Annotated in this window: 17 protein-coding genes; all 17 read left to right on the forward strand. The window is 33.1% G+C overall.

The window, feature by feature from the left end:
* Nucleotides 1-269: 269 nt before the first annotated feature.
* The 17 genes from NTX22_02450 to NTX22_02530 all read left to right on the forward strand — a co-directional run bounded on the left by NTX22_02450 (nucleotide 270) and on the right by NTX22_02530 (nucleotide 20,876).
* On the forward strand, nucleotides 270-776 hold the full coding sequence (locus NTX22_02450; GenBank protein MCX6149367.1) for a YCF48-related protein: 507 nt from the start codon (nucleotides 270-272) through the stop codon (nucleotides 774-776).
* The gene (locus NTX22_02455; GenBank protein MCX6149368.1) at nucleotides 703-1,305 is read left to right on the forward strand and encodes a T9SS type A sorting domain-containing protein; all 603 of its coding nucleotides are present in this window, start codon (nucleotides 703-705) and stop codon (nucleotides 1,303-1,305) included. Before NTX22_02450 ends, NTX22_02455 begins: the two co-directional genes overlap by 74 nt.
* A 23-nt stretch (nucleotides 1,306-1,328) precedes the next feature.
* Nucleotides 1,329-2,252, forward strand: coding sequence for a glycosyltransferase family 2 protein (locus tag NTX22_02460; GenBank protein MCX6149369.1), 924 nt, complete (start codon nucleotides 1,329-1,331; stop codon nucleotides 2,250-2,252).
* A gap of 26 nt (nucleotides 2,253-2,278) precedes the next feature.
* Nucleotides 2,279-3,418 carry a UDP-N-acetylglucosamine 2-epimerase (non-hydrolyzing) gene (gene wecB, locus NTX22_02465; protein ID MCX6149370.1) on the forward strand — a complete coding sequence of 380 codons (1,140 nt, stop codon included), beginning with the start codon at nucleotides 2,279-2,281 and terminating at the stop codon, nucleotides 3,416-3,418.
* A gap of 251 nt (nucleotides 3,419-3,669) precedes the next feature.
* The gene (locus NTX22_02470) at nucleotides 3,670-4,842 is read left to right on the forward strand and encodes a glycosyltransferase (protein MCX6149371.1); all 1,173 of its coding nucleotides are present in this window, start codon (nucleotides 3,670-3,672) and stop codon (nucleotides 4,840-4,842) included.
* Nucleotides 4,839-6,059 carry a glycosyltransferase family 4 protein gene (locus tag NTX22_02475; protein MCX6149372.1) on the forward strand — a complete coding sequence of 407 codons (1,221 nt, stop codon included), beginning with the start codon at nucleotides 4,839-4,841 and terminating at the stop codon, nucleotides 6,057-6,059. Before NTX22_02470 ends, NTX22_02475 begins: the two co-directional genes overlap by 4 nt.
* Nucleotides 6,060-6,128: 69 nt before the next feature.
* Nucleotides 6,129-7,535, forward strand: coding sequence for a sugar transferase (locus NTX22_02480; protein ID MCX6149373.1), 1,407 nt, complete (start codon nucleotides 6,129-6,131; stop codon nucleotides 7,533-7,535).
* 14 nt (nucleotides 7,536-7,549) lie between these two features.
* Nucleotides 7,550-8,653 carry a DegT/DnrJ/EryC1/StrS family aminotransferase gene (locus NTX22_02485; GenBank protein ID MCX6149374.1) on the forward strand — a complete coding sequence of 368 codons (1,104 nt, stop codon included), beginning with the start codon at nucleotides 7,550-7,552 and terminating at the stop codon, nucleotides 8,651-8,653.
* A gap of 120 nt (nucleotides 8,654-8,773) precedes the next feature.
* Entirely contained in the window at nucleotides 8,774-9,493 is a 720-nt protein-coding gene (locus tag NTX22_02490; protein ID MCX6149375.1) for a polyprenol monophosphomannose synthase, read from the forward strand.
* A gap of 88 nt (nucleotides 9,494-9,581) precedes the next feature.
* Nucleotides 9,582-11,567, forward strand: coding sequence for a glycosyltransferase (locus NTX22_02495; protein ID MCX6149376.1), 1,986 nt, complete (start codon nucleotides 9,582-9,584; stop codon nucleotides 11,565-11,567).
* A 124-nt stretch (nucleotides 11,568-11,691) separates the two neighbouring features.
* Nucleotides 11,692-12,642, forward strand: a complete 951-nt coding sequence (locus NTX22_02500) for an acetyl-CoA carboxylase carboxyltransferase subunit alpha (GenBank protein ID MCX6149377.1) — start codon at nucleotides 11,692-11,694, stop codon at nucleotides 12,640-12,642.
* Nucleotides 12,643-12,758: 116 nt separating this feature from the next.
* Entirely contained in the window at nucleotides 12,759-13,181 is a 423-nt protein-coding gene (locus NTX22_02505) for a thioesterase family protein (GenBank protein ID MCX6149378.1), read from the forward strand.
* Nucleotides 13,178-14,029, forward strand: a complete 852-nt coding sequence (gene nadC / locus NTX22_02510; protein MCX6149379.1) for a carboxylating nicotinate-nucleotide diphosphorylase — start codon at nucleotides 13,178-13,180, stop codon at nucleotides 14,027-14,029. Before NTX22_02505 ends, nadC begins: the two co-directional genes overlap by 4 nt.
* Before the next feature lie 160 nt (nucleotides 14,030-14,189).
* Entirely contained in the window at nucleotides 14,190-15,692 is a 1,503-nt protein-coding gene (locus tag NTX22_02515; protein ID MCX6149380.1) for a flippase, read from the forward strand.
* 1 nt (nucleotide 15,693) lies between these two features.
* On the forward strand, nucleotides 15,694-16,152 hold the full coding sequence (gene dut, locus NTX22_02520) for a dUTP diphosphatase (GenBank protein MCX6149381.1): 459 nt from the start codon (nucleotides 15,694-15,696) through the stop codon (nucleotides 16,150-16,152).
* Nucleotides 16,153-16,472: 320 nt separating this feature from the next.
* The gene (gene dnaE / locus NTX22_02525; protein ID MCX6149382.1) at nucleotides 16,473-19,940 is read left to right on the forward strand and encodes a DNA polymerase III subunit alpha; all 3,468 of its coding nucleotides are present in this window, start codon (nucleotides 16,473-16,475) and stop codon (nucleotides 19,938-19,940) included.
* An 87-nt stretch (nucleotides 19,941-20,027) separates the two neighbouring features.
* Nucleotides 20,028-20,876 (forward strand): SDR family oxidoreductase, encoded by an 849-nt coding sequence (locus tag NTX22_02530; GenBank protein MCX6149383.1) that lies wholly within the window; start codon nucleotides 20,028-20,030, stop codon nucleotides 20,874-20,876.
* Nucleotides 20,877-21,059 lie beyond the last annotated feature (183 nt).

Raw genomic sequence — 21,059 nt, forward strand, 5'->3', positions numbered from 1 at the left:
ACAGATGAAATAATAATGCAGTATATAGAAAATCAAGAATTGGAACGAGAGGATGGAGATTTTAAGATTTCAGAATAAACCTTTAGTCGTCCTTTAGACGAAAACGAAGCTACCGCCTTCGTAGGCGGTAGTAATTCACTTTTATCAATTGAAGACGGATAATTTTATCCAAACTAAAAAGATGATATTGTTGAGGTAGAAATTTATCGGCTGCCAAGGTAATATCATAAAGAAAATTAAAATGAAAAACACAACTACAGAGTGTACTTATGAAAAGAATATTATTATTGATCACTTTATTTAACTGTTATAGTATTACAAACGCACAATGGTTTTGGCAAAATCCATTACCACAAGGTAATTCACTAAACAGTGTAAAATTTATTACATCAACAGTTGGCTGGGTTTTACAATTAAGCGGAACATACAATGTATTAGCTGGTGTATCCTTTACCGACGCAAATAACGGGACGGTAGTTGGTCAATACGGTATAATTCTAAGAACAACAAACGGTGGAACAACCTGGCTTTTGCAACCAAGCGGAACCGCAAACGATTTGAATGGTGTCTCATTTACTGATGTAAATAACGGGACGGCTGTCGGTGATGGCGGTACAATACTCAGAACAACAAATGGTGGAATAACCTGGACTTCACAATTAAGTGATAAAATATATTTATTAAATGGTGTCTTCTTTACCGATGCAAATAATGGGACGGCAGTTGGTTGCCTACAAATCCTTAGAACTACGGACGGCGGAACAACCCTGGGCTGAACAATCAAGTGGAACATCTGACTATTTGACTAGTGTCTCCTTTACCGATGCCAACAATGGGACGGTTGTTGGTTTGGGCGGCATAATCCTCAGAACCACAGATGGAGGAGTAATCTGGAATTTACAATCAAAAAATCCCGGCTTATTTGATGTTTCCTTTACCGATTCAAATAAGGGAACCGCTGTTGGTATGAATGGTACAATTCTCAGAACCACAAACGGTGGTGTTACTTTTATTGGAGATGAAAATGGCAAAGCTAAACCGCAAGAATATATACTTGCACAGAATTATCCGAATCCTTTTAATCCAACAACCAGAATAAAATTTTCAATTCCTCAAATTGGTTTAGTTACGATTAAAGTTTATAATTTACTTGGTAACCTTGTAACAACTTTAGTTAACCAGGATAAACCAGCAGGAAATTATGAAGTTGAATTTAATGGAGCAGGTTTATCAAGCGGTGTGTATTTTTACACTTTACAATCAGGTAGTTTTAGAGAAATAAAGAAATTTATTTTGATTAAGTAAAAAAGCTGGAAGAAAAGAAAAGTATGGATGTATCAGTTATTATAGTTAACTACATTTCGAATGAACTGCTGGAAGATTGCTTAAATTCTTTAATAAAATTTACCAAAGAAATAGAATATGAAATTATAGTTGTTGATAATAATTCTATCGTTGGGAAAGTAGAAGACGTAACTTCAAAATATCCGAATATTATTTTAATAAAGAATCAACTAAACAAAGGCTTTTCAGCAGCAAACAATCAGGGTATTGAAATTGCCAGAGGCAAGTATCTTTTAATCTTGAATAATGATACAATTTTTATTGAGAATACTATCAAGAAAGTTTTTGATTTTGTCACTTCAAAAAATGAAAAGATGATAGTTGGTTGTAAACTTTTAAATCAGGATAAAAGCTGGCAAAATTCATTCTTCGATTTCCCTTCACCTTTTAATTCTTTTACCTCAAACTTTTTTCTTTATAAATTGTTTCCTAAAACAAAGTTCAACAAGTACAACCAATTTAATAACGGTATCTCCGAGATTTCAGAAGTAGATGTTGTTACCGGTGCATTTATGCTTTGTCCAACAGACGCAATTAAAAAATTAAAAGGATTCGATGAACGTTTCTTCTTTTATTCAGAAGAGATCGATTTGTGTTATCGATTCAAAAAAGATTTTGGAAAGGTTTATTATTTTCCTGTGACTTCCTTAATTCATATAGGTGGTGCAACAGTAGATAAAATGCAATGGTTTAAATATAAAAATCAGGCAAAGGTGTATATTCAGTTCTTTCAAAAGCATTATAAGGGAATGAGTTTATTTTTCGCTATCCTTTCTCATTTTATTGGTTTACTCTTAAGAATCCTGCTATCTTTTTTTTCAGGCTTGATAACTTTCCGAAAAAGTCATCTCATAAAATCATATTTTTACTTGCGTCAAATGTTTATTTATCCAAAGAATGTTTTTTAATAATTACTCAATTCCTGGAATACTCAATGAAAAAAATAATGGTTCTCTTTGGTACTCGTCCGGAAGCAATTAAACTGGCTCCGGTAATTAAAGCGCTTAAAAAAGAAAAAGGATTTAAAACTTTAGTCTGTTCAACCGGACAGCATCGCGAAATGCTCCGCCAGGTTTTAGATATTTTTAAAATAAAGATTGATGCCGACCTCGATTTAATGAAACCTAATCAGGATCTATTTGATATTACGGTTTACTCAGTGGCAAGACTGAAGGAAGTTTTGGCAAAGTATAAACCTGATCTTTTAATCGTGCAGGGAGATACTTCCACGGCATTTGTTTCTGCTCTTTCAGCTTTCTATAAAAAAATAAAGATTGGACATGTTGAAGCAGGTTTGCGTAGTTATAATATTTACAGTCCTTATCCGGAAGAAGCAAACAGAAGATTCATTTCAGTTATTACAAATTACCACTGGACGCCAACAATTGATTCCAAGAAATGTTTGTTATCGGAAGGAATTCCACCAAAGGATGTTTATGTTACCGGAAACACTGTTATTGATGCTTTGAATGAAGTAAAAGATTTACTAAGTAAACCGGTTCATTCCAAAAAGATTGAACAATCATTGCAGGAAAATCTTCCTGAAGATTTCTTTAAGAAAAAATTTGTTTTAATTACAATGCACCGGCGTGAAAAATTTGGAGAAGAATTTAATAACTCTCTTGTTGCAATTAAAGAACTTTCAGAAAAACATACTGAATTGAATTTCGTTTATCCTGTTCACTTAAACCCGAATGTAAAAGGTCCGGTTCATTTCATATTATCTAAATCCACGAATATTTATCTTATTCCACCGCAGGATTATCTGAACTTCATCTACTTAATGAGCAAATGTTATTTCATAATGAGTGATTCCGGAGGAGTTCAGGAAGAATGTTTCGTTTTCCGTAAACCAATTATTGTTATGCGTGATGTTACTGAAAGGAATGAAGCAATTAAAGCGGGTTATGCTTTTTTGGTTGGCAGCAATCCAACAAAAATTAAAAGACAATTTGAATCGATAAATAAAAAACTCTCCGATGGTTTCAACTACTTCAGAACTAAAAATCCCTTCGGTGATGGAAAAGCATCTGAAAGGATTGTGAAAATAATAAAGAAGGATTTTGTAGAATAAATCGATATTAGAAACATCTGAAAAATTAATAATTAGTTGAGTGTCATTCCCACGAAAGTGGGAATCTAGAATAAATTCAGTAGATTCCTGCTTTCGCAGGAATGACATATTGAATTTTTCAGAAGTTACTATTAGTAATTCCTTGTTCTTTGTTCAACTTTTCTTTTCTCATTCACAGTGTAATTTATGTGGAGTTACACCTATTATTTCCTTAATTTTGCTATCGAATTTAATGAAGCAACAATTACCTGATGATTTCAAATCGCGATATAATTATTTTTGGAGATGACTGGGGCAGGTTTCCATCAACTATCCAACATATTGGAAAGGTCTTATCAAAAACTAATAGAATTCTATGGATAGGTTCGCTTGGACTAAGAAAACCAGAACTCAAATTAAAAGATTTGAAAAGAGTATTTGAAAAGGTTTCAAATCTATTTGAAAGAAAAAATATTGAATCAGAAAAATTACCAGTCATAGAACTTCATCCGTTTGTACTTCCTTTTCACGATTTTGAGTTTGTTAGAAAGCTGAATAAAAAATTTATTATCAGCTCGATTAGAAAAAAAATTAGTGAGTTGAAATTTCAAAACCCAATTCTGATTACTTCTTCTCCAATTATTGCCGATTTGATTGGTGAATTTAACGAATCATCCGCACATTACTTTTGTCTTGATGATTATACTCTTTTTGATGGAGCATTTAAGTCTCTTTTAATTCTTGAAAAGCAATTGCTTGGAAAAGTCGATAGCTGTTTTTCAATCTCAGACGTTCTTATGAAAAGCAGAATACCTAAATCTGGAAAAAGCTATTTCCTTCCACAAGGTGTGGAGTCCGGGCATTTTACAAGTGCAAGTATTGAAATTCCAAATGAAATAAAAAATTTAAAGAAACCGGTTATAGGATTTTTTGGTTTGCTTGCTCCATGGATTAATATCGATCTGATTTGCAAGTCCGCCTGTAATTATCCTGAGTATACTTTTTTAATAATTGGAAAGCCGGCAACTGATATCTCTCAATTTGATGAAATAAAAAATCTAAAATTTGTAGGAGAAATTCCTTATAAAGAACTTCCAGCGTATGCAAAAGTTTTTGATGTTGGATTAATTCCTTTTAAAGTAAACGAACTTACAATTGCTGCCAATCCAATTAAGCTACTGGAGTATTTATCAATGGGAATTCCAGTTGTATCTACAGACCTTCCGGAAGCAGCAAAGTTTAAAGATTATATTTTTATTGCAAAAGATGACAAGGAATTTATAAATCAGATCCAGACTGCTGTTTTAGATAACCAGCCTATAAGAAATAAAGCAAGAATGATAGAAGCGGAAAAATATTCCTGGCAATCGATTACAGAAAATATTTCTAAAAGTATTTTGGAAATTGAAAAGGCAAAGAAGATTCTGGCAAAAGAGGTGAGATGAATTTTATCTTAGTTACACAATATTATCCACCGGTTATTGGCGGCGGTTCGCAGCGCAGCGTTGGCTTTGTGGAAGAATTATCTAAACTTGGAGTAAAGGTTACAGTAGTTACACCTTTTCCAAGCTACCTTATGAGTAAAGAAGAAATAAAAACTAAATTTAAGCTTTTTGAAAAAACCATTGAAGATGGAATAACAATCTATAGAACTTTTGTATATGCGAACGACAGGGGAAATTTTGTAAAACGAATGCTCTATTATCTTAGCTTTACCTTTTCTTCTACACTCGTTACTCTTTTTCAGATTAAGGAAATGGATTTTATTTTAACAGTATCGCCTCCGCTTTTTACCGGCATATCTGGCATCATCGTAAAAAAATTTAAAAAGGTAAAATTTATTTTTGATATAGGAGACTTATGGCCCGAGTCTGCAATTCAGCTTGGTTTTCTTAAAAATAAAACCGCAATTCAACTTGCGGAAAAATTAGAAAGAGCCATTTACAGAAACAGCGATATAGTTAATGTTGTTACTAAGTACACATTAAATAAACTTCAAAACTTGCATCCTTACATAAAAAAACTTCTATACGTTCCAAATTTTGTAAACAGTGAATCATACAAAAAGCAAAATAAAAACGATGAAATTTTGGTTAAACATAATCTTAATAATAAACTGATTATCGGTTATGCTGGTAACATCGGCAGCGCACAGGGATTAAAAATAATGACTGATGCCGCCCTGCTTACAAAAGAAAATGAAAGGATATTTTATTTAATAATTGGTGATGGAGTAGAAAAAGGATTGCTTGAATCGGAAATAAGTAAAAATAAATTAAAAAATATTTTACTGCTTCCACCGGTTTCAAGGGATGAAATAATAAAATATATTTCAGTATTCGATTTGATGGTAGTGCCATTAGTAAAAAATGATTTGTTTAAAATTACTATTCCTTCAAAATTATATGAAAGTATGGCTGCGGAAATTCCGGTTTTGCTTTGTGTAGATGGCGAAGCAAGAAAAATTGTTGAAGAAACCAATTGCGGTTATTATGTTGAACCTGAAAACGGAAAAATGCTTGCTGATAAAATTATTGAGTTTTCTAAAAGTAATCCTTCCACAAATTTACTTGGTGAAAATGGAAGAAAGCGAGCTGAAGAAGAATTTGACAGGAAAAGAGTAATAGAAATATTTTACAATGAACTTATAAGTGAAAAATAATTTTTAGCAAAATATGCTGTTTGTTCAATAATAATAAAATCGAAAAGAATAAAATCAAATAAAAGAATTGTGAACAAAAAAATTGAAATATTGCTTCTGCTTATTACGGATTTTATTGCAATTGGCTTAACCTGGTTTGCATATTATTATATCAGGGTAGACGCAGGGTTTGTAATTTACACAATCAAACCAGGTTTATTCTTACCGGGCTTGGTAATTTATTTCTATTGGTTCATTATTTTTCTTTTTGTGGGAATGTATCGGACGTGGTTTGCAGCATCACGGTTTGATGAACTTTCCACATTATTCAAAGCATCATTTGTCGGAATCTTTATACTGTTTTTTTTAATTTTTGTTGATGATACTTCATCACCTGATGCCACATCAAAAAGCAGATTCCTGATTTTTATTTACTGGGGATTTTTCCTTTCCTTTGTTGGATTCGGTAGACTTTTCATCCGTAGCTTACAAAGAAATCTTCTAATAAAAGGATTTGGCAGAAAAAACACGTTGATAGTCGGATTCAATCAAAGAGCAAATAATCTTCACGACCAGATTATTCGTTATAGGGCGCTTGGACTTGATATTGTTGGTTACATTGCAACTATTCCTGAAAATATTGAAAAAGAATACCGGGGCGTAAAGGTGTTGGATTCTGTTGAAAATATTGGTGCAGTAAACGAACTTTTTGGGATAAAAGAAGTTATTATTGCATTGGATAAACACCAGGAAGATGTTGTGATGAATGTTATTTCTAAGTGCGATAGTAATGCAGTCGGAATAAAAATTCTTGCCGATCTTTATGAATTAATAAGCGGGCAGGCAAGAACTTCGCACATTTATGGTTTTCCGCTTATTGATATTATGCCAGAGCTGATGCCTGAATGGGAGAAAAAAATCAAGCGATTGATGGATATTACAATTTCATTAATCATTTTAATACTAACTGCACCAATAACTATTTTAACTTTTATCGCTATAAAATTAGATACCAAAGGTCCAATCTTTTATAAACAAAATAGAGCGGGTATGAATGGCAGGGAATTTAACATTATTAAATTCCGTTCCATGAAGCAAGATGCAGAAAAATTATCAGGTCCTGTATGGTCGCAAAAAAATGATCCGCGGATTACAAGAGTTGGAAGAGTTATACGCACTGTAAGAATTGATGAAATCCCGCAAATGATTAATATTCTAAAAGGGGAAATGAGCCTTGTTGGACCACGCCCGGAAAGACCTTTCTTTGTAGAAAAACTTTCGGAAGAAATCCCATTGTACAAAAAGAGATTACGAGTTCGCCCCGGAGTAACTGGCTGGGCGCAGGTAAAACATAAATATGATGAGAGTATTGAAGATGTAAAAACAAAACTTCGGTACGATCTTTTTTATATAGAAAATATGTCGCTTAGAATGGATCTAAAAATTATTTTCCGTACTGTCTTTGTCGTTCTGTTCGGCAAAGGACATTTTGATTAATAAAAGGAGAACTTATGAAAATCCCAATGGTTGACCTTAAAAAACAATATGAAGCAATTAAAGAAGAAATTGATTCATCAATAATGGAAGTGGTTGAATCAACACAATTTATTCTTGGAAAAAAAGTAGGCGAATTTGAAAGCAACTGTGCTGGTTACCTGGATGTGAAATTTGCAATTGCTTGTGCAAGTGGAACAGATGCATTGCAAGTTGCAATGATGGCTCTTGATATAAAAACTGGTGATGAAGTTATTACTACTCCATTTACTTTTGTTGCAACTGCAGAAACTATCGCCATCCTTGGTGCAGTGCCGGTTTATGTTGATATAGATGAAAAGACTTACAATATCGATCCGGAAAAAATTGAAGCTGCAATTACTCCAAAAACGAAAGCAATTATTCCTGTTCACATTTACGGACAATCTGTTGATCTTGATCCGATTTTGGCTATTGCCAGAAAACATAATCTTTATGTTATTGAAGATGCAGCACAGGCATTTGGAACCGAGTATAAAGGAAAAAAAGTTTGTGGATTTGGTGATGTTGCTGCAACAAGTTATTTCCCAAGTAAAAATCTTGGCGCATATGGTGATGCAGGTATGATGTTTACGCAGGATGAAAAGATTGCGGAAAAGTTAAAGATGATTGCACTTCACGGTTCTAAAGAACGTTACATACATGAAATACTTGGTGTAAATTCCCGTATGGATACATTGCAGGCCGCAGTTCTGAATGTTAAATTGAAACATATCGATGAGTGGAACAAAGCCCGAGCAAAGAATGCTGATTTGTACCGGGAAGGATTAAAAAATGCTGATTTAATACTTCCATACGTTGCAGAATTTTCTACACATATTTATCATCAGTTTACAATTAGAGTAAAGGATAGAGACGGCTTACAAAAACATCTTACAGAAAAAGGAATTCCTTCGGCAGTACATTATCCAATTCCTTTACATATGCAGCCGGCTTTTAAGGATGTAAATAGAAAATATAATTTGCCAATAGCTGATAAAATGGCAAAAGAAGTTGTTTCTTTACCAATGTTTCCGGAACTAACAAAGGAACAAATTGTATATATTACTGAAGCAATAATTGAATTTGTTGGGAAGAAATAAGGACCATAATGGAATTATTGTTTTAAAAATGTTTTGTTTAATTAAAGATAAAATGTTCAATTGTTTTTAGCAGGATTATAATTTCACAATTTTATTGTATTAAACTTTTATTTGGTGATAATGAAAGAAAAAGCATTAGTAATTATTCCGACTTTTAACGAACTGGATAACCTTCAGGAACTTTTACCTGATTTGCAAAAACGCCATCCGGATTTAGATATTCTTATTGTTGATGATAATTCGCCAGATGGAACTGCAAATTTTGTAAAGCAGTTGATGACCACGGATCCAAGGATAAAAATACTGGAACGACCTGGTAAAATGGGTTTGGGAACAGCCTATGTTGCTGGATTCAACTATATGCTTCAAAATGGGTACGATTTAGCTTTCCAAATGGATGCTGATTATTCCCATCATCCAAAAGAAATAAAACATCTTTTAAAAGCTATTGAAGAAAATGATTTAGTAATTGGTAGCCGGTATATTAGCGGAGTTAATGTGGTAAACTGGCCAATGAGAAGATTATTATTAAGTTATTTTGCCAATAAATACACAAAATTTGTAACAGGAATTCCGGTTGCTGACGCTACGGGTGGATTCAAATGTTTCAGAAGAAAAGTTCTTGAATCGATTGATTTGAACAGAATAAAATCCAATGGTTATTCGTTCCAGATAGAAATGAATTTCAAATCCTGGAAAGCTGGATATAAAATTAAAGAAGTACCAATAATTTTTGTTGATCGTACAAAGGGCAGCTCCAAAATGTCCAAGAAGATTGTAAGAGAGGCTGTCCTTATGGTTTGGAAGCTAAGACTAAGAAGTATTTTAGGAAAATTATAAAATTAACTTTCCTGTAATTAAAATAAATTATTTCATTTTCTACTTTTTCTATTTTACTAAATCTACACCGTAGCTTATAATTATTAATATGAACAACATTGACCTTTCAATTATAATAGTAAACTACAACGTCAAGGAGTTCCTTCAAAACCTCCTTGGCTCAATACATAAAAGTGCAAAGAATATTGCAACAGAAATTATTGTTGTCGATAATTCATCTGATGATGGAAGTGTAGAATCCATTAAAGAAAAATTTCCTGATGTTAAATTAATTGCCAATAAAGAAAATGTTGGCTTTGGTGTTGCAAACAACCAGGGATTAAAGATTGCCAAAGGAAGATTAATTCTTCTATTAAATCCTGATACAATCGTTCAAGAGGATACATTCCAAAAACTAATAGAATTTTTTAATAATACACCGGATGCCGGTTTGGCTGGATGTAAAATTATAAATTCGGATGGATCACTTCAACTTGCATGCAGAAGAAGCTTCCCCGGTCCGTGGACTTCCTTTTGCAAGGTTACAGGCTTAAGTAAATTATTTCCAAAGAGCAGATTATTTTCTCGGTACAATTTAACATATCTGGATGAAAACAAAACATACGAAGTTGATGCAATATCCGGCGCATTCATGATGTTTCGCCGGGAAGTTTATGAAAAAGTTGGTGGCTTCGATCCGCAATTTTTTATGTATGGTGAAGATTTGGATTTGTGTTACAGAACGCAAAAAGCAGGTTACAAAGTTTATTATGTTCACTCAACACAAATAATTCATTACAAAGGAGAAAGCACTAAGCGTAGCAGTCTTGATGAAACAAAAGTATTTTATGATGCTATGCACTTATTTGTAAAAAAACATTTTTCAACTTCTCTGCTTGTTCAATTTATTTTGGATCTGGCAATAATTCTTCGGCAGGTTGTTGCTTTTATAAATGTGTATAAATTTGTTTTGATAGCAATTATCTTCGATTTTATTTTTTTTGATGTAGCTCTTTTTCTGGCTGATAAATTATATGCATCACCACACTGGCATGGTTTTCCAGATAACACATTGCTTACAGTTTATACACTTCCAGCTTTAATTCAAATAATAATTTCCAGCTTGCTTGGCTCTTACAGAAAAGACTCTTTTTCCGTATTAAGAATTCTTTATTCTATTTTCATCGGATTTTTTATTGTTTCATCAACAACATACTTTTTTAAACAATATGCTTACAGCCGGGCGATTGTAATAATAACTTATTTAATTCTTTTTCTAATTTTTCCTATTTGGAGGATTGTTGTTAAAAGTGTTTTCAAATTTGGATTGAAAGCTGAACTTAGTAAAACCAGAACTCTGGTTGTTGGAACAAACCAGGAATCAATAAATCTTGCATTAAAATTAAAAGCAAGGTTTACCACAATCCATAATATCATTGGATTGATTGGTAAGAGCAGAAAATATCTTGGCAAACAAATAGAAAATTTTGAGGTAGTGGGCAGCTTGGAAAATATTAGAAAGGTAATCCGGGAAAACCAAATTAACGAGGTTATTTTTTCTTCAAGCGATATTACCTACAGCGAAATGCTTGCTGTTGTATCCAAATGCCAGGGCGAAAATGTTGAATTTAAAGTTGCCGGAAACGAACTTGATTTTCTAGTTGGTAAATCATCCATAACAATGTTGGATGATATTCCTCTGTTAAACATTTATTATAATATTTCATCAGTTACTAGTAAGCTGTCAAAATTCTTCTTCGATTTCATTATTGCTTTTCCAATTTTAATTTTGATATTTCCTTTTGTACTTGTCTTACACAAAGTAACAAAGAAAAAAAGCGACTTAATTAATTTTGTTCTAAGCATTCCTTCCATCTTTGCCCGGCAATCAAGTTTAGTAGGACCACAAACCAATAGAGATATAAATCTATATCTTGGCAAAAAAGGTCTTACCGGGCTCTGGTATACAGAAGGATTTGATTCTAAAGATAAAGATGAAGCAGTTAAGCTGGATATTTTTTATGCAAAAAATCAAAACATCTGGCTTGATTTGGAAATCCTTGGCAAGACAATTAGCAAAATGTTAAATAATTGAAAACCCTGTTTAATTAAACAATAATTTTTTAGAGTTAAAATTAACTATGTTAAATTGATGTATTGGTTGTTTTAAATTCCATCAGTAAATTTCAATACAGAACAAATCAAGTAAAAGGATATAAATGCCAAAAACAGTTTTAGATTTTGAAAAACCCATTTTTGAACTTGAATTAAAAATTGCTGAAATGAATCAATATGCTGATCAGGTTGATATTAAAGATGAGATGATTAAATTAGAAAGAAAGGTGCGCAAATTGAAAGAAAATATTTATAGTAATTTAACTCGTTGGCAAAGAGTACAACTTGCCCGACACCCGGAAAGACCTTACACACTTGATTACATCGGTTTAATGACTAAAGATTTTATAGAACTGCACGGGGACAGGTATTTTAAAGATGATAAATCAATTGTTGGAGGATTTGCAAAACTCGACGAATATAAAGTGATGATAATTGGTCATCAAAAGGGAAGAGATACCAAATCCAATGTTTTTAGAAACTTCGGGATGCCAAATCCGGAAGGCTACCGTAAAGCTCTTCGGTTGATGAAACTTGCAGAAAAATTTGGGAAGCCAATCATTACTTTAATTGATACACCCGGCGCATTTCCTGGAATGGAAGCCGAACAACGCGGGCAGGCAGAGGCGATTGCCAGAAATCTTTTTGAAATGAGCCGAATTCGTGTTCCAATTTTAGTCGTTATTATTGGTGAAGGAGCAAGTGGAGGCGCTTTGGGGATTGGTGTCGGTGATAAAATGTTGATGATGGAAAACTGCTGGTATTCTGTAATTAGCCCTGAATCTTGTTCAAGCATCCTTTGGAAAACATGGGACTTTAAAGAACAGGCAGCAGAAGCACTTAAATTAACTGCATTTGATTTACTTCAACAAAAAATTATTGATAGAATAATTCCTGAACCACTTGGTGGTGCCCATACTGATTACCAGAAAAGCGCAGAAACTTTGAAAGCTGTTCTTAAAGAAGAATTAAAAAATCTTGTTAGACTTAAACCTGAAAAATTATTGGACTTAAGATTTGAAAAGTTTTCTAAGATTGGAGTTTGGGAAGAGTAAAATGATTGTAGATTGTAGATTGCAAAAATGAATTTTCAATCTTCATTCTGCACTCTTCATTCTGCACTCTACACTCTTATGGTTCAATTATTAATTGCAAACAGTAATTTAAAAATATGCTAATACACAAAACATCAATTCGCGTACGATATGCAGATACAGATAAAATGCAATTCGTTTATAATGGAAAGTACTTTGAATACTTTGAGGTTGGCAGAACTGAATTACTCAGATCTTGTGGTTTACCTTACAGAGTGATTGAAGATAATGGTTTTCAGTTGCCTGTTCTTGAACAATTTGTACGTTACAAGAATCCCGCGTATTACGATGACTTGCTGGAAGTAGAAGCAAAGGTAATTGAGATGCCGCGACCTAAAATTCATATTGATTACCAAATTAAAAGAAAAGAAACTGGCGAAATTTTAGCTGAAGGTTACACTGAACACGTTTTTATAAAAGTGGATACAAAAAAAGCGGTTCGCCCTCCGCAGTTTTATATTGATGCTATACTTCCTTATATCAGTCAGGATAATAAATGAAACACCAAAAGAAAATTGACAAAATAATTAAAAGTGCATTTAAAGAAGATATTGGAAGTGGCGATATTACAACAATTGCTACCATTTCTAAATCAATTAAAAGTGACGGAAGATTTATTGCTAAAGAAGATGGAATTGTTGCGGGATTGGAAATTGTAAAAAGAGTTTTTGATTTATATGACAAAAAATTAAAGTTTAAAACCTTTTTTCAAAATGGCGATGCGATAAAGAAGGGGGACATTATTGCAATTGTTTCCGGTAGTGCCTCATCAATTTTAACATCTGAAAGAACTGCTTTAAATTTTTTGCAAAGGATGAGTGGAATTGCGTCTTACGCAAATAAATTTTCAGAAATTATTAAACACACAAATGCAAAAGTAATTGATACAAGAAAAACAGTTCCGGGCTTGCGTATTTTGGATAAGCTTGCTGTATCGTATGGCGGCTGCCAAAACCATCGGATTGGTTTATATGACATGTTCCTAATTAAAGATAACCATATTGCTGCGGCTGGATCAATTTTAAATGCGGTACATTCCTGTATTAAGTTGATGAAGAAGAAAAATAAGAAATTCAAAATTGAAGTTGAAACAGAAAACCTTGAAAAGGTTGCGGAAGCATTAGAAGCAAAAGCTGATATAATTATGCTTGATAATTTTGATATTGATAAGATGGCAGAAGCTGTTCAAATGATAAATGGTAAAGCAAAGATAGAAGCCTCCGGAGGTGTAACTCTGGATTCAGTTAAACAAATTGCAGAAACCGGAGTAGATTTTATTTCAGTTGGAGCATTAACTCACAGCGTAAAAGCGCTTGATATATCATTGGAATTAGAAAATAGAAATTAGAAATTAGAAATTAGGAATTAGAAATTAGGAATTAGGAATTAGAAAATAGAAATTAGGAATTAGGAATTAGGAATTAGAATATTCTTCTTTGCATTTTGTCCAATTAAAGCTTGAATTAAGAAATTACTTTATATTGCTGGAACGCTAAGTGGTTAAATAAATGAAAGAAAAGTTTAAAGAACTTACAAAAGATACTGCCATCTATGGAATTAGCACTATTCTTAGCCGATTTCTAAATTTCATTCTTGTTCCTTTCTATACTAATGTTTTTTCTACTGCTGAATTCGGAATTCAAAATACAATTTACTCGTACATCGCTTTCTTTAATATCATTTATTTATATGGCATGGATTCAGCCTTTCTGAAATATGCTTCGATGAAAGAGGAAAGAGATTCTCGTACTGTGTTCTCAACGTCGTTTTTATTTGTTCTTTTAACTTCAGTAATTTTTTCGATTTTAATTGTTTCATTTAAGCCGGCTATTTCTCCATTAATTGATCTTCCTGTAAAACAATCTGGATTACTTAATTATGTTTCTCTAATTCTCTTTTTCGATGCACTAACAATGATTCCATTTGGGCATTTGAGATTAATCAGAAAAGCAAAAAAGTTTGCGCTTATAAGAACAATTAATATAATTATCAATGTTGCTCTTAACCTGATTTTAATTCTGAAATATCACATGGGTATTGAGGCTGTCTTTATAAGTAATTTAGCCGCTTCTATTTTTTCACTTGCCGCGCTTTTGCCGGATATTTTAAGTAACATTTCTTTCAAGCTGAGATTAGATTCCTTAAAAGAATTGTTGAAATTCGGAATTCCATATTTGCCGGCTGGACTTGCTTCAATAGTTATTCAGGTTATTGATAGACCGGTTTTGCAAAAACTAACTAATGAAAGCACCGTTGGAATATATTCAGCCAATTATAAACTGGGAATTTTTATGATGCTTTATGTTTCCATGTTCCAGTTTGCCTGGCAGCCTTTTTTTTTGAACAACGCCAAATTAAAAAATGCAAAAGAAATTTTTGGCAAGGTGCTTACTTATTTTGTACTTGTCGGAAGTATCGTTTTAGTTTTGCTTTCTCTTTTTATTGATGATTTGGTTAAAATACAAATCTTTAACCATCGTTCAATAATTGAATCCGCTTATTGGGGAGGATTAAATATTATTCCTATCATTCTTTTAGCGTATCTGTTCAATGGAATATATGTTAACTTAACAGCAGGAATTTTTATTGAAGGGAAAACTCAATTTATTCCATACATAACCGGTCTTGGTGCATTTATAAATATTGCATTTAACTTTTTGCTTATTCCAGTTATAGGAATTATGGGCGCAGCGCTTGCAACCCTTGCCAGTTATGTGGTGATGGCAATTGGACTTTATTTTGTTGTTCAAAATTTTTATAAAATTGAATATGAATATAAAAAACTGCTGAAAATTTGTATTTCATTAATTCTTACTGGACTTTTATATTACTCGGTGGCAATTAATCATATTTTTTATAAAATGATACTTTTCGTTTTTTTCTTTTTTCTGCTTTATCTTTTTAAAGTTGTAAAAATTAGTGATGTTAAAAGCATGAGAAATTTATTTAGATTTGATTCCAGAAGTGAAAGGGGAAAAAATTTATCAAATACAGAAGATGTAATTAAATAAAATGGAAGAATCAGTAATACTAAAATTCAAACGTCTGTCAAATAAATTTCCGGATATTCCGTTGCCAGCGTATGCAACCAATGGAAGTTCAGGATTAGATATTCGTGCTGCAGTTGATACTGAATTTATAATTCCATCAGGAAAAATTAATTTAATACCAACAGATTTGTCAGTTGAAATTCCATCTGGATACGAATTGCAGGTTAGACCAAGAAGCGGTTTAGCAATAATCAATGGAGTTGGAGTACTTAATTCTCCAGGTACAATTGATTCCGACTACCGTGGTGAAATAAAAATAATTTTGATAAATCTTGGTGACAAAGATTTTCATATTCATCGCGGGGATAGAATTGCACAATTGGTATTAGGCAAAGTTTATATGGCGGAAATTGTTGAGACAAATATTTTAAATGATAGCAAACGCGGAGACGGTGGATTTGGTCACACTGGGAAAACTTAAAGATGGATGATTGATGATGGTTGATGGTTGATGGTTGATGTTGGATGGCTGATGGAATGAGTTTAATTTGAGCTGAAAACTTAATTTGCATTAATATACTAAATAGAAAGTGGTTTTGGGGATGTAGGTATAGAGGTATAAAGGTATATGGTAAAGTTCTCTGCGTATTTTATACTCTATACCAATATACCTTTTTACCAAATATCTCTAAGTATAATTTATTTTTTGCTTTGTAAATGAAAACCAATTTATTTCATATATATATAATTCGGTTAATCCAAATTTATAAGAAAACTTAAAATGCTTGATCAGGAACCTTAATGTCGGACTTTATACATTTACACAATCATACTCATTACAGTCTGCAAGATGCGGCTTGTACAGTTGATAGTTTGGTTCAAGCTGCAAAACGATTTAACATGCCCGCTGTTGCTTTAACTGATCACGGGGTTATGTACGGTGCTACAGAGTTTTTCAGGAAAGCTAAGAAAGAAGGAATTAAACCTATCATCGGGATGGAAGCTTACATTGTAAAAAGCGGGAGCCGATTTGAAAGAAAAGGTGAAGATGTTTCCGGTAAAAAAAGAGCAAAACATTATAATCATCTTATTCTACTTGCCAAAAATAAAACAGGTTATAATAACCTTATGAAGCTTTCTTCATTAGGACATACCGAAGGATTCTACTATCGTCCAAGAATTGATTTGGAGATTTTAGAAAAGTATAAAGAGGGTTTGATTGCAATGTCTGCGTGCGCTGGTGGAATTGTTGCTGTTGATTTGGTAAATGGCAATTACGATAAAGCTGTCCAGACTGCAAAGACGTATCAAGAATTATTTGGTGACGATTTTTATCTGGAAATCCAGAACCACAACATGGATGTTGAGAAAAACATTCTTGAAGGAATGCCAAAAATTTCCAGGGAGTTAGGAATAAAATTGGTGGCAACAAACGACTGCCATTATATTGAAAAAGAACACTCACTTGCTCATAACATTCTACTTCTTCTTGGCGATAAAACCGGTGAAGCAGATTACCACAATCTACGTTATGGAACAGACCAGGTATACTTTAAATCCTCTGAAGAAATGGTTAAACTTTTTAAGAATTTTAAAGGGGCAGTTGAAAATACTCACGAGATAAATGAGAAAATAATTCTTGATTTAACTTTTGAAGGTCATCTATATCCCGAATTCCCAATTCCCGCAGATTCGCCGGCAAAAAGTTTAGATGATTATTTTGAACTTCTTGCAAGAATTGGCTTAGATAAAAAAATTATTAAGATTACTAAAGAAATTGATGACCGGTTTAATTATGAATTGGAAACAATTAAGCAAATGGGATTTTCTGGTTACTTTCTTGTAGTTTCTGATTTTATAAATGCAGCTAAAAATAGAGGGATAGCTGTTGGACCGGGCAGAGGCAGCGCTGCCGGAAGTTTAGTGGCTTTTGCTTTAGGAATAACAAACGTAAATCCTCTTGATTACGATTTACTTTTTGAAAGATTTCTAAATCCTGCCAGGAAGTCTATGCCCGATATTGACGTTGACTTTGCTGATGATAAACGCTCAAAAGTAATTGAATATGTAAAAGAAAAATATGGTGAGAATTCCGTTAGTCAAATTATTACATTCAACAGGTTATCTTCTAAAGCTGTAATAAGAGATGTTGCCCGCGTTTTGAAAATTCCGATTCCAACAGTAAACAAAATAACCAAATTCATTCCATCAAAGTTTGGCAAAGTTTATACTATCGAACAGGCGCTTAAAGAAGTGCCGGAATTAAAGTGGGTAAATGAATCAGACGATCCTATAATTAAAGAACTGATTAAGTATGCAAAAGTGCTGGAAGGAATGAATCGAAATGCTTCCAAACATGCTGCTGGAGTAGTGATTACTCCCGGTGAAGTAAGCGATCATGTTCCTCTATCAACTCCTGGAGGAAGCATTGGAGATATTGTAACCCAGTACAATATGAAAGAGCTTGATACTGTTGGTTTGTTGAAGATGGATTTCCTTGGTTTAAGAACTCTTACAATCATTTGTGATGCAATAGATTTGATAAAGAGAAATCATCATGTAGAAATTGATATCGATAATATTCCCACCAATGATGAAAAAACTTATTCACTCTTTTCCAAAGGTCAAACTACTGCAGTGTTCCAGTTTGAATCTGGACCGATGCGGGAATATTTAAAAAAATTAAAACCTTCCAGTATTCGGGATCTTGCCGCAATGAATGCGCTTTATCGCCCAGGACCAATGGATTTTATTGATGATTTTATTAAACGAAAACAAGGACTTGCAAAAGTAGAATATCTTCACCCGGTTTTAGAACCGATCCTTAAAGAAACATATGGAATTGTTGTTTACCAGGAACAAGTTATTCAAATTGCAAACAGAGTAGCTGGAATGAGTTTGGCTGATGCGGATAATTTACGACGGGCTATGGGTAAAAAAGATTTGCTTGCTATGGCTCAGCAAAAAGAAAAATTTGTTACTGGAGCAAATTCGCAAAATAACATTCCAGCAAAAGTTGCTGGGGAAATTTTTGATACAATAGATAAGTTTGCAAATTATGGATTTAATAAAAGCCACGCCGTTGCATATAGTATTGTTGCATATCAAACTGCTTATTTAAAAGCCCATTATCCAGCAGAATTTTTAGCCGCAAACATGACAAATGAATTTGGAGATACATCAAAAGTTACAACAATTTTGGATGACTGCAGAAAGTTGAAGATAGAAGTTTTACCGCCGGATATTAATATTCCCAACGTATTTTTTAATGCTGATAATGGGAAAATAATTTTTGGAATGTCTGCGATAAAAAATGTTGGCGTAAATGCAGTTGAAGAAATTAAAAGAGCCAGGCAAAAGTTGAATAGAAATTTTACATCCATATTTGATTTTTGCGCAAACGTGGATACGCGTGTTGTTAATAAACGCACTTTGGAAAGTTTTGTTCTTGCTGGTGCATTAGATAAAATGAAAGGTACAAGGTCTCAGAAATATGCAGCTGTTGAGGCAGCTCTCGATTTTGGTTATAAGGTTCAAAATTCATCTCTTGTTGCTCACGAAAGTCTTTTTGGTGGATTGGATTCTGTTGAAGTGGAAATTAAAGAACCAAAACTTCCGGATATTAAATCCTGGAGCAATAACATTGAACTATCTAAAGAAAGGGAAGTACTCGGATTTTATTTGACAAGCCATCCACTAAGTAAGTACGAGCTGGAATATCGATCCTTCGCCACAGTTAAATTAGGTGAACCTGAGCAGCTTGAATCAACCGACTTTGTTAGGGCAATTGGAGTTATCACTAGTTTAAAAACAAAAATAGATCGCTCTGGCAAAATGATGGCTTTCTTTACTCTTGATGATTTCTCAGGTTCATGCGAATGTTTAATGTTTGGTTCTACTTACGAAAAATGCGGTGGTGTAATCAAGGAAGAAGCTACAATTATGGTAATTGGCAAACCGGAATCAAGCGGAGATGCAATTAAACTCCAAATTGAAAATGCAATTCCTCTAAATGAAGTAAGCCAGGAGTTCACCAAAAGTTTTAATATTATATTAGATTCTGAAAAGTATAATAACGAGATTATAATAGAATTGAAAACAATTTTTCAAAAGTATTACGGCACAGTTCCGGTTATAATCCAGGTGAATGCCAATGGAACAAAACCTAGATGCTTTTTTGTTAAAGAATACCGAGTAAATATTAGTGATTCGTTGATGAAAGCTGTAACTGATTTAATTGGAGAAGACAACATTTTGTTATCTTCTTAATTCAGTAATATTTTTCTTCCATTTGAATCATACTTTTGATTTCATTATAATAACAGTTAATAATTATTGAATTAAGAGGGAATTAAATTGGAACATAAAGTAACACATAATAAACCATGGGCATTAATTCTTGGTGCATCAAGCGGATTTGGTGGAGCAACAGCAGTTGAACTTGCTAAACATGGTTACAATATCTTCGGGGTACATCTCGATAGACAAATAACAATGCCAAACGTAACCACCATTATAAAAAAAATTGAAAGATTTGGTGGGCAAGCTATTTTCTTCAATATTAATGCTGCAGATTCTATCAAACGCCAGGAAGTTATAGATGAAATTCAGGAAAGATTTCAGGCTGAAAAAGAGCATTCCAAAATAAAAGTACTTGTTCATTCTTTAGCATTTGGAACTCTTAAACCCTATTTCGGTAAAAATCCGCAAGATGTAATTTCTCAAGCTCAAATGACGATGACTCTTGATGTAATGGCACACAGTTTAGTTTACTGGACTCAGGAATTAGTTTTCCAAAATTTACTTGCAGAAAACGGAAGAATATTTGCATTAACAAGTGCAGGTTCTCAAACAGTTATTTCAAATTACGGTGCGGTATCTGCCGCCAAAGCTGCACTGGAAGCGCATATACGGCAAATTGCTGTTGAGCTTGGATTTATGAAGGTAACCGCAAATGCTATTATGGCTGGTGTTACAGATACACCGGCTGTGCAAAAAATTCCTGGTGCTGATCGAATGCTTGAAGCCGCAAGAATGAAAAATCCGATGGGCAAATTAACTATTCCGGAAGAAGTGGCTAAAGCAATTTTTATGCTTTGCGATGATAATGCCGGATGGATTTCCGGAAATGTTATTGGTGTGGATGGTGGTGAGTATATAGTAAATTACACTGGCGAAAAAATAAGTAAGGGATTCCATAAATAAGTTTTTTTGTTCACAGTCTTCAGAGTAATATCTATTTTAATTTAAAAAGGTTGGTGTAAGCAACTGAAGACTGGAATTTAATTCTTTCAAATGCAATTCTGCATTTTGCTTTCAATTTATTGCGCCAATATTCACCCTCCCAATTTTTTCTTCTTGATTTAAAAACATTTTGTATATTTGGAA

Source organism: Ignavibacteriales bacterium (genome assembly GCA_026390815.1).
GTDB lineage: Bacteria > Bacteroidota > Ignavibacteria > Ignavibacteriales > SURF-24 > JAPLFH01.

What these genes read in the sequence shown, in the direction of transcription:
- NTX22_02450 (MCX6149367.1), top strand. Translation starts at nt 270, where the DNA reads ATGAAAAGAATATTATTATTGATCACTTTATTTAACTGTTATAGTATT.
- NTX22_02455 (MCX6149368.1), top strand. Translation starts at nt 703, where the DNA reads ATGCAAATAATGGGACGGCAGTTGGTTGCCTACAAATCCTTAGAACTA.
- NTX22_02460 (MCX6149369.1), top strand. Translation starts at nt 1,329, where the DNA reads ATGGATGTATCAGTTATTATAGTTAACTACATTTCGAATGAACTGCTG.
- wecB (MCX6149370.1), top strand. Translation starts at nt 2,279, where the DNA reads ATGAAAAAAATAATGGTTCTCTTTGGTACTCGTCCGGAAGCAATTAAA.
- NTX22_02470 (MCX6149371.1), top strand. Translation starts at nt 3,670, where the DNA reads ATGATTTCAAATCGCGATATAATTATTTTTGGAGATGACTGGGGCAGG.
- NTX22_02475 (MCX6149372.1), top strand. Translation starts at nt 4,839, where the DNA reads ATGAATTTTATCTTAGTTACACAATATTATCCACCGGTTATTGGCGGC.
- NTX22_02485 (MCX6149374.1), top strand. Translation starts at nt 7,550, where the DNA reads ATGAAAATCCCAATGGTTGACCTTAAAAAACAATATGAAGCAATTAAA.
- NTX22_02490 (MCX6149375.1), top strand. Translation starts at nt 8,774, where the DNA reads ATGAAAGAAAAAGCATTAGTAATTATTCCGACTTTTAACGAACTGGAT.
- NTX22_02495 (MCX6149376.1), top strand. Translation starts at nt 9,582, where the DNA reads ATGAACAACATTGACCTTTCAATTATAATAGTAAACTACAACGTCAAG.
- NTX22_02500 (MCX6149377.1), top strand. Translation starts at nt 11,692, where the DNA reads ATGCCAAAAACAGTTTTAGATTTTGAAAAACCCATTTTTGAACTTGAA.
- NTX22_02505 (MCX6149378.1), top strand. Translation starts at nt 12,759, where the DNA reads ATGCTAATACACAAAACATCAATTCGCGTACGATATGCAGATACAGAT.
- nadC (MCX6149379.1), top strand. Translation starts at nt 13,178, where the DNA reads ATGAAACACCAAAAGAAAATTGACAAAATAATTAAAAGTGCATTTAAA.
- NTX22_02515 (MCX6149380.1), top strand. Translation starts at nt 14,190, where the DNA reads ATGAAAGAAAAGTTTAAAGAACTTACAAAAGATACTGCCATCTATGGA.
- dut (MCX6149381.1), top strand. Translation starts at nt 15,694, where the DNA reads ATGGAAGAATCAGTAATACTAAAATTCAAACGTCTGTCAAATAAATTT.
- dnaE (MCX6149382.1), top strand. Translation starts at nt 16,473, where the DNA reads ATGTCGGACTTTATACATTTACACAATCATACTCATTACAGTCTGCAA.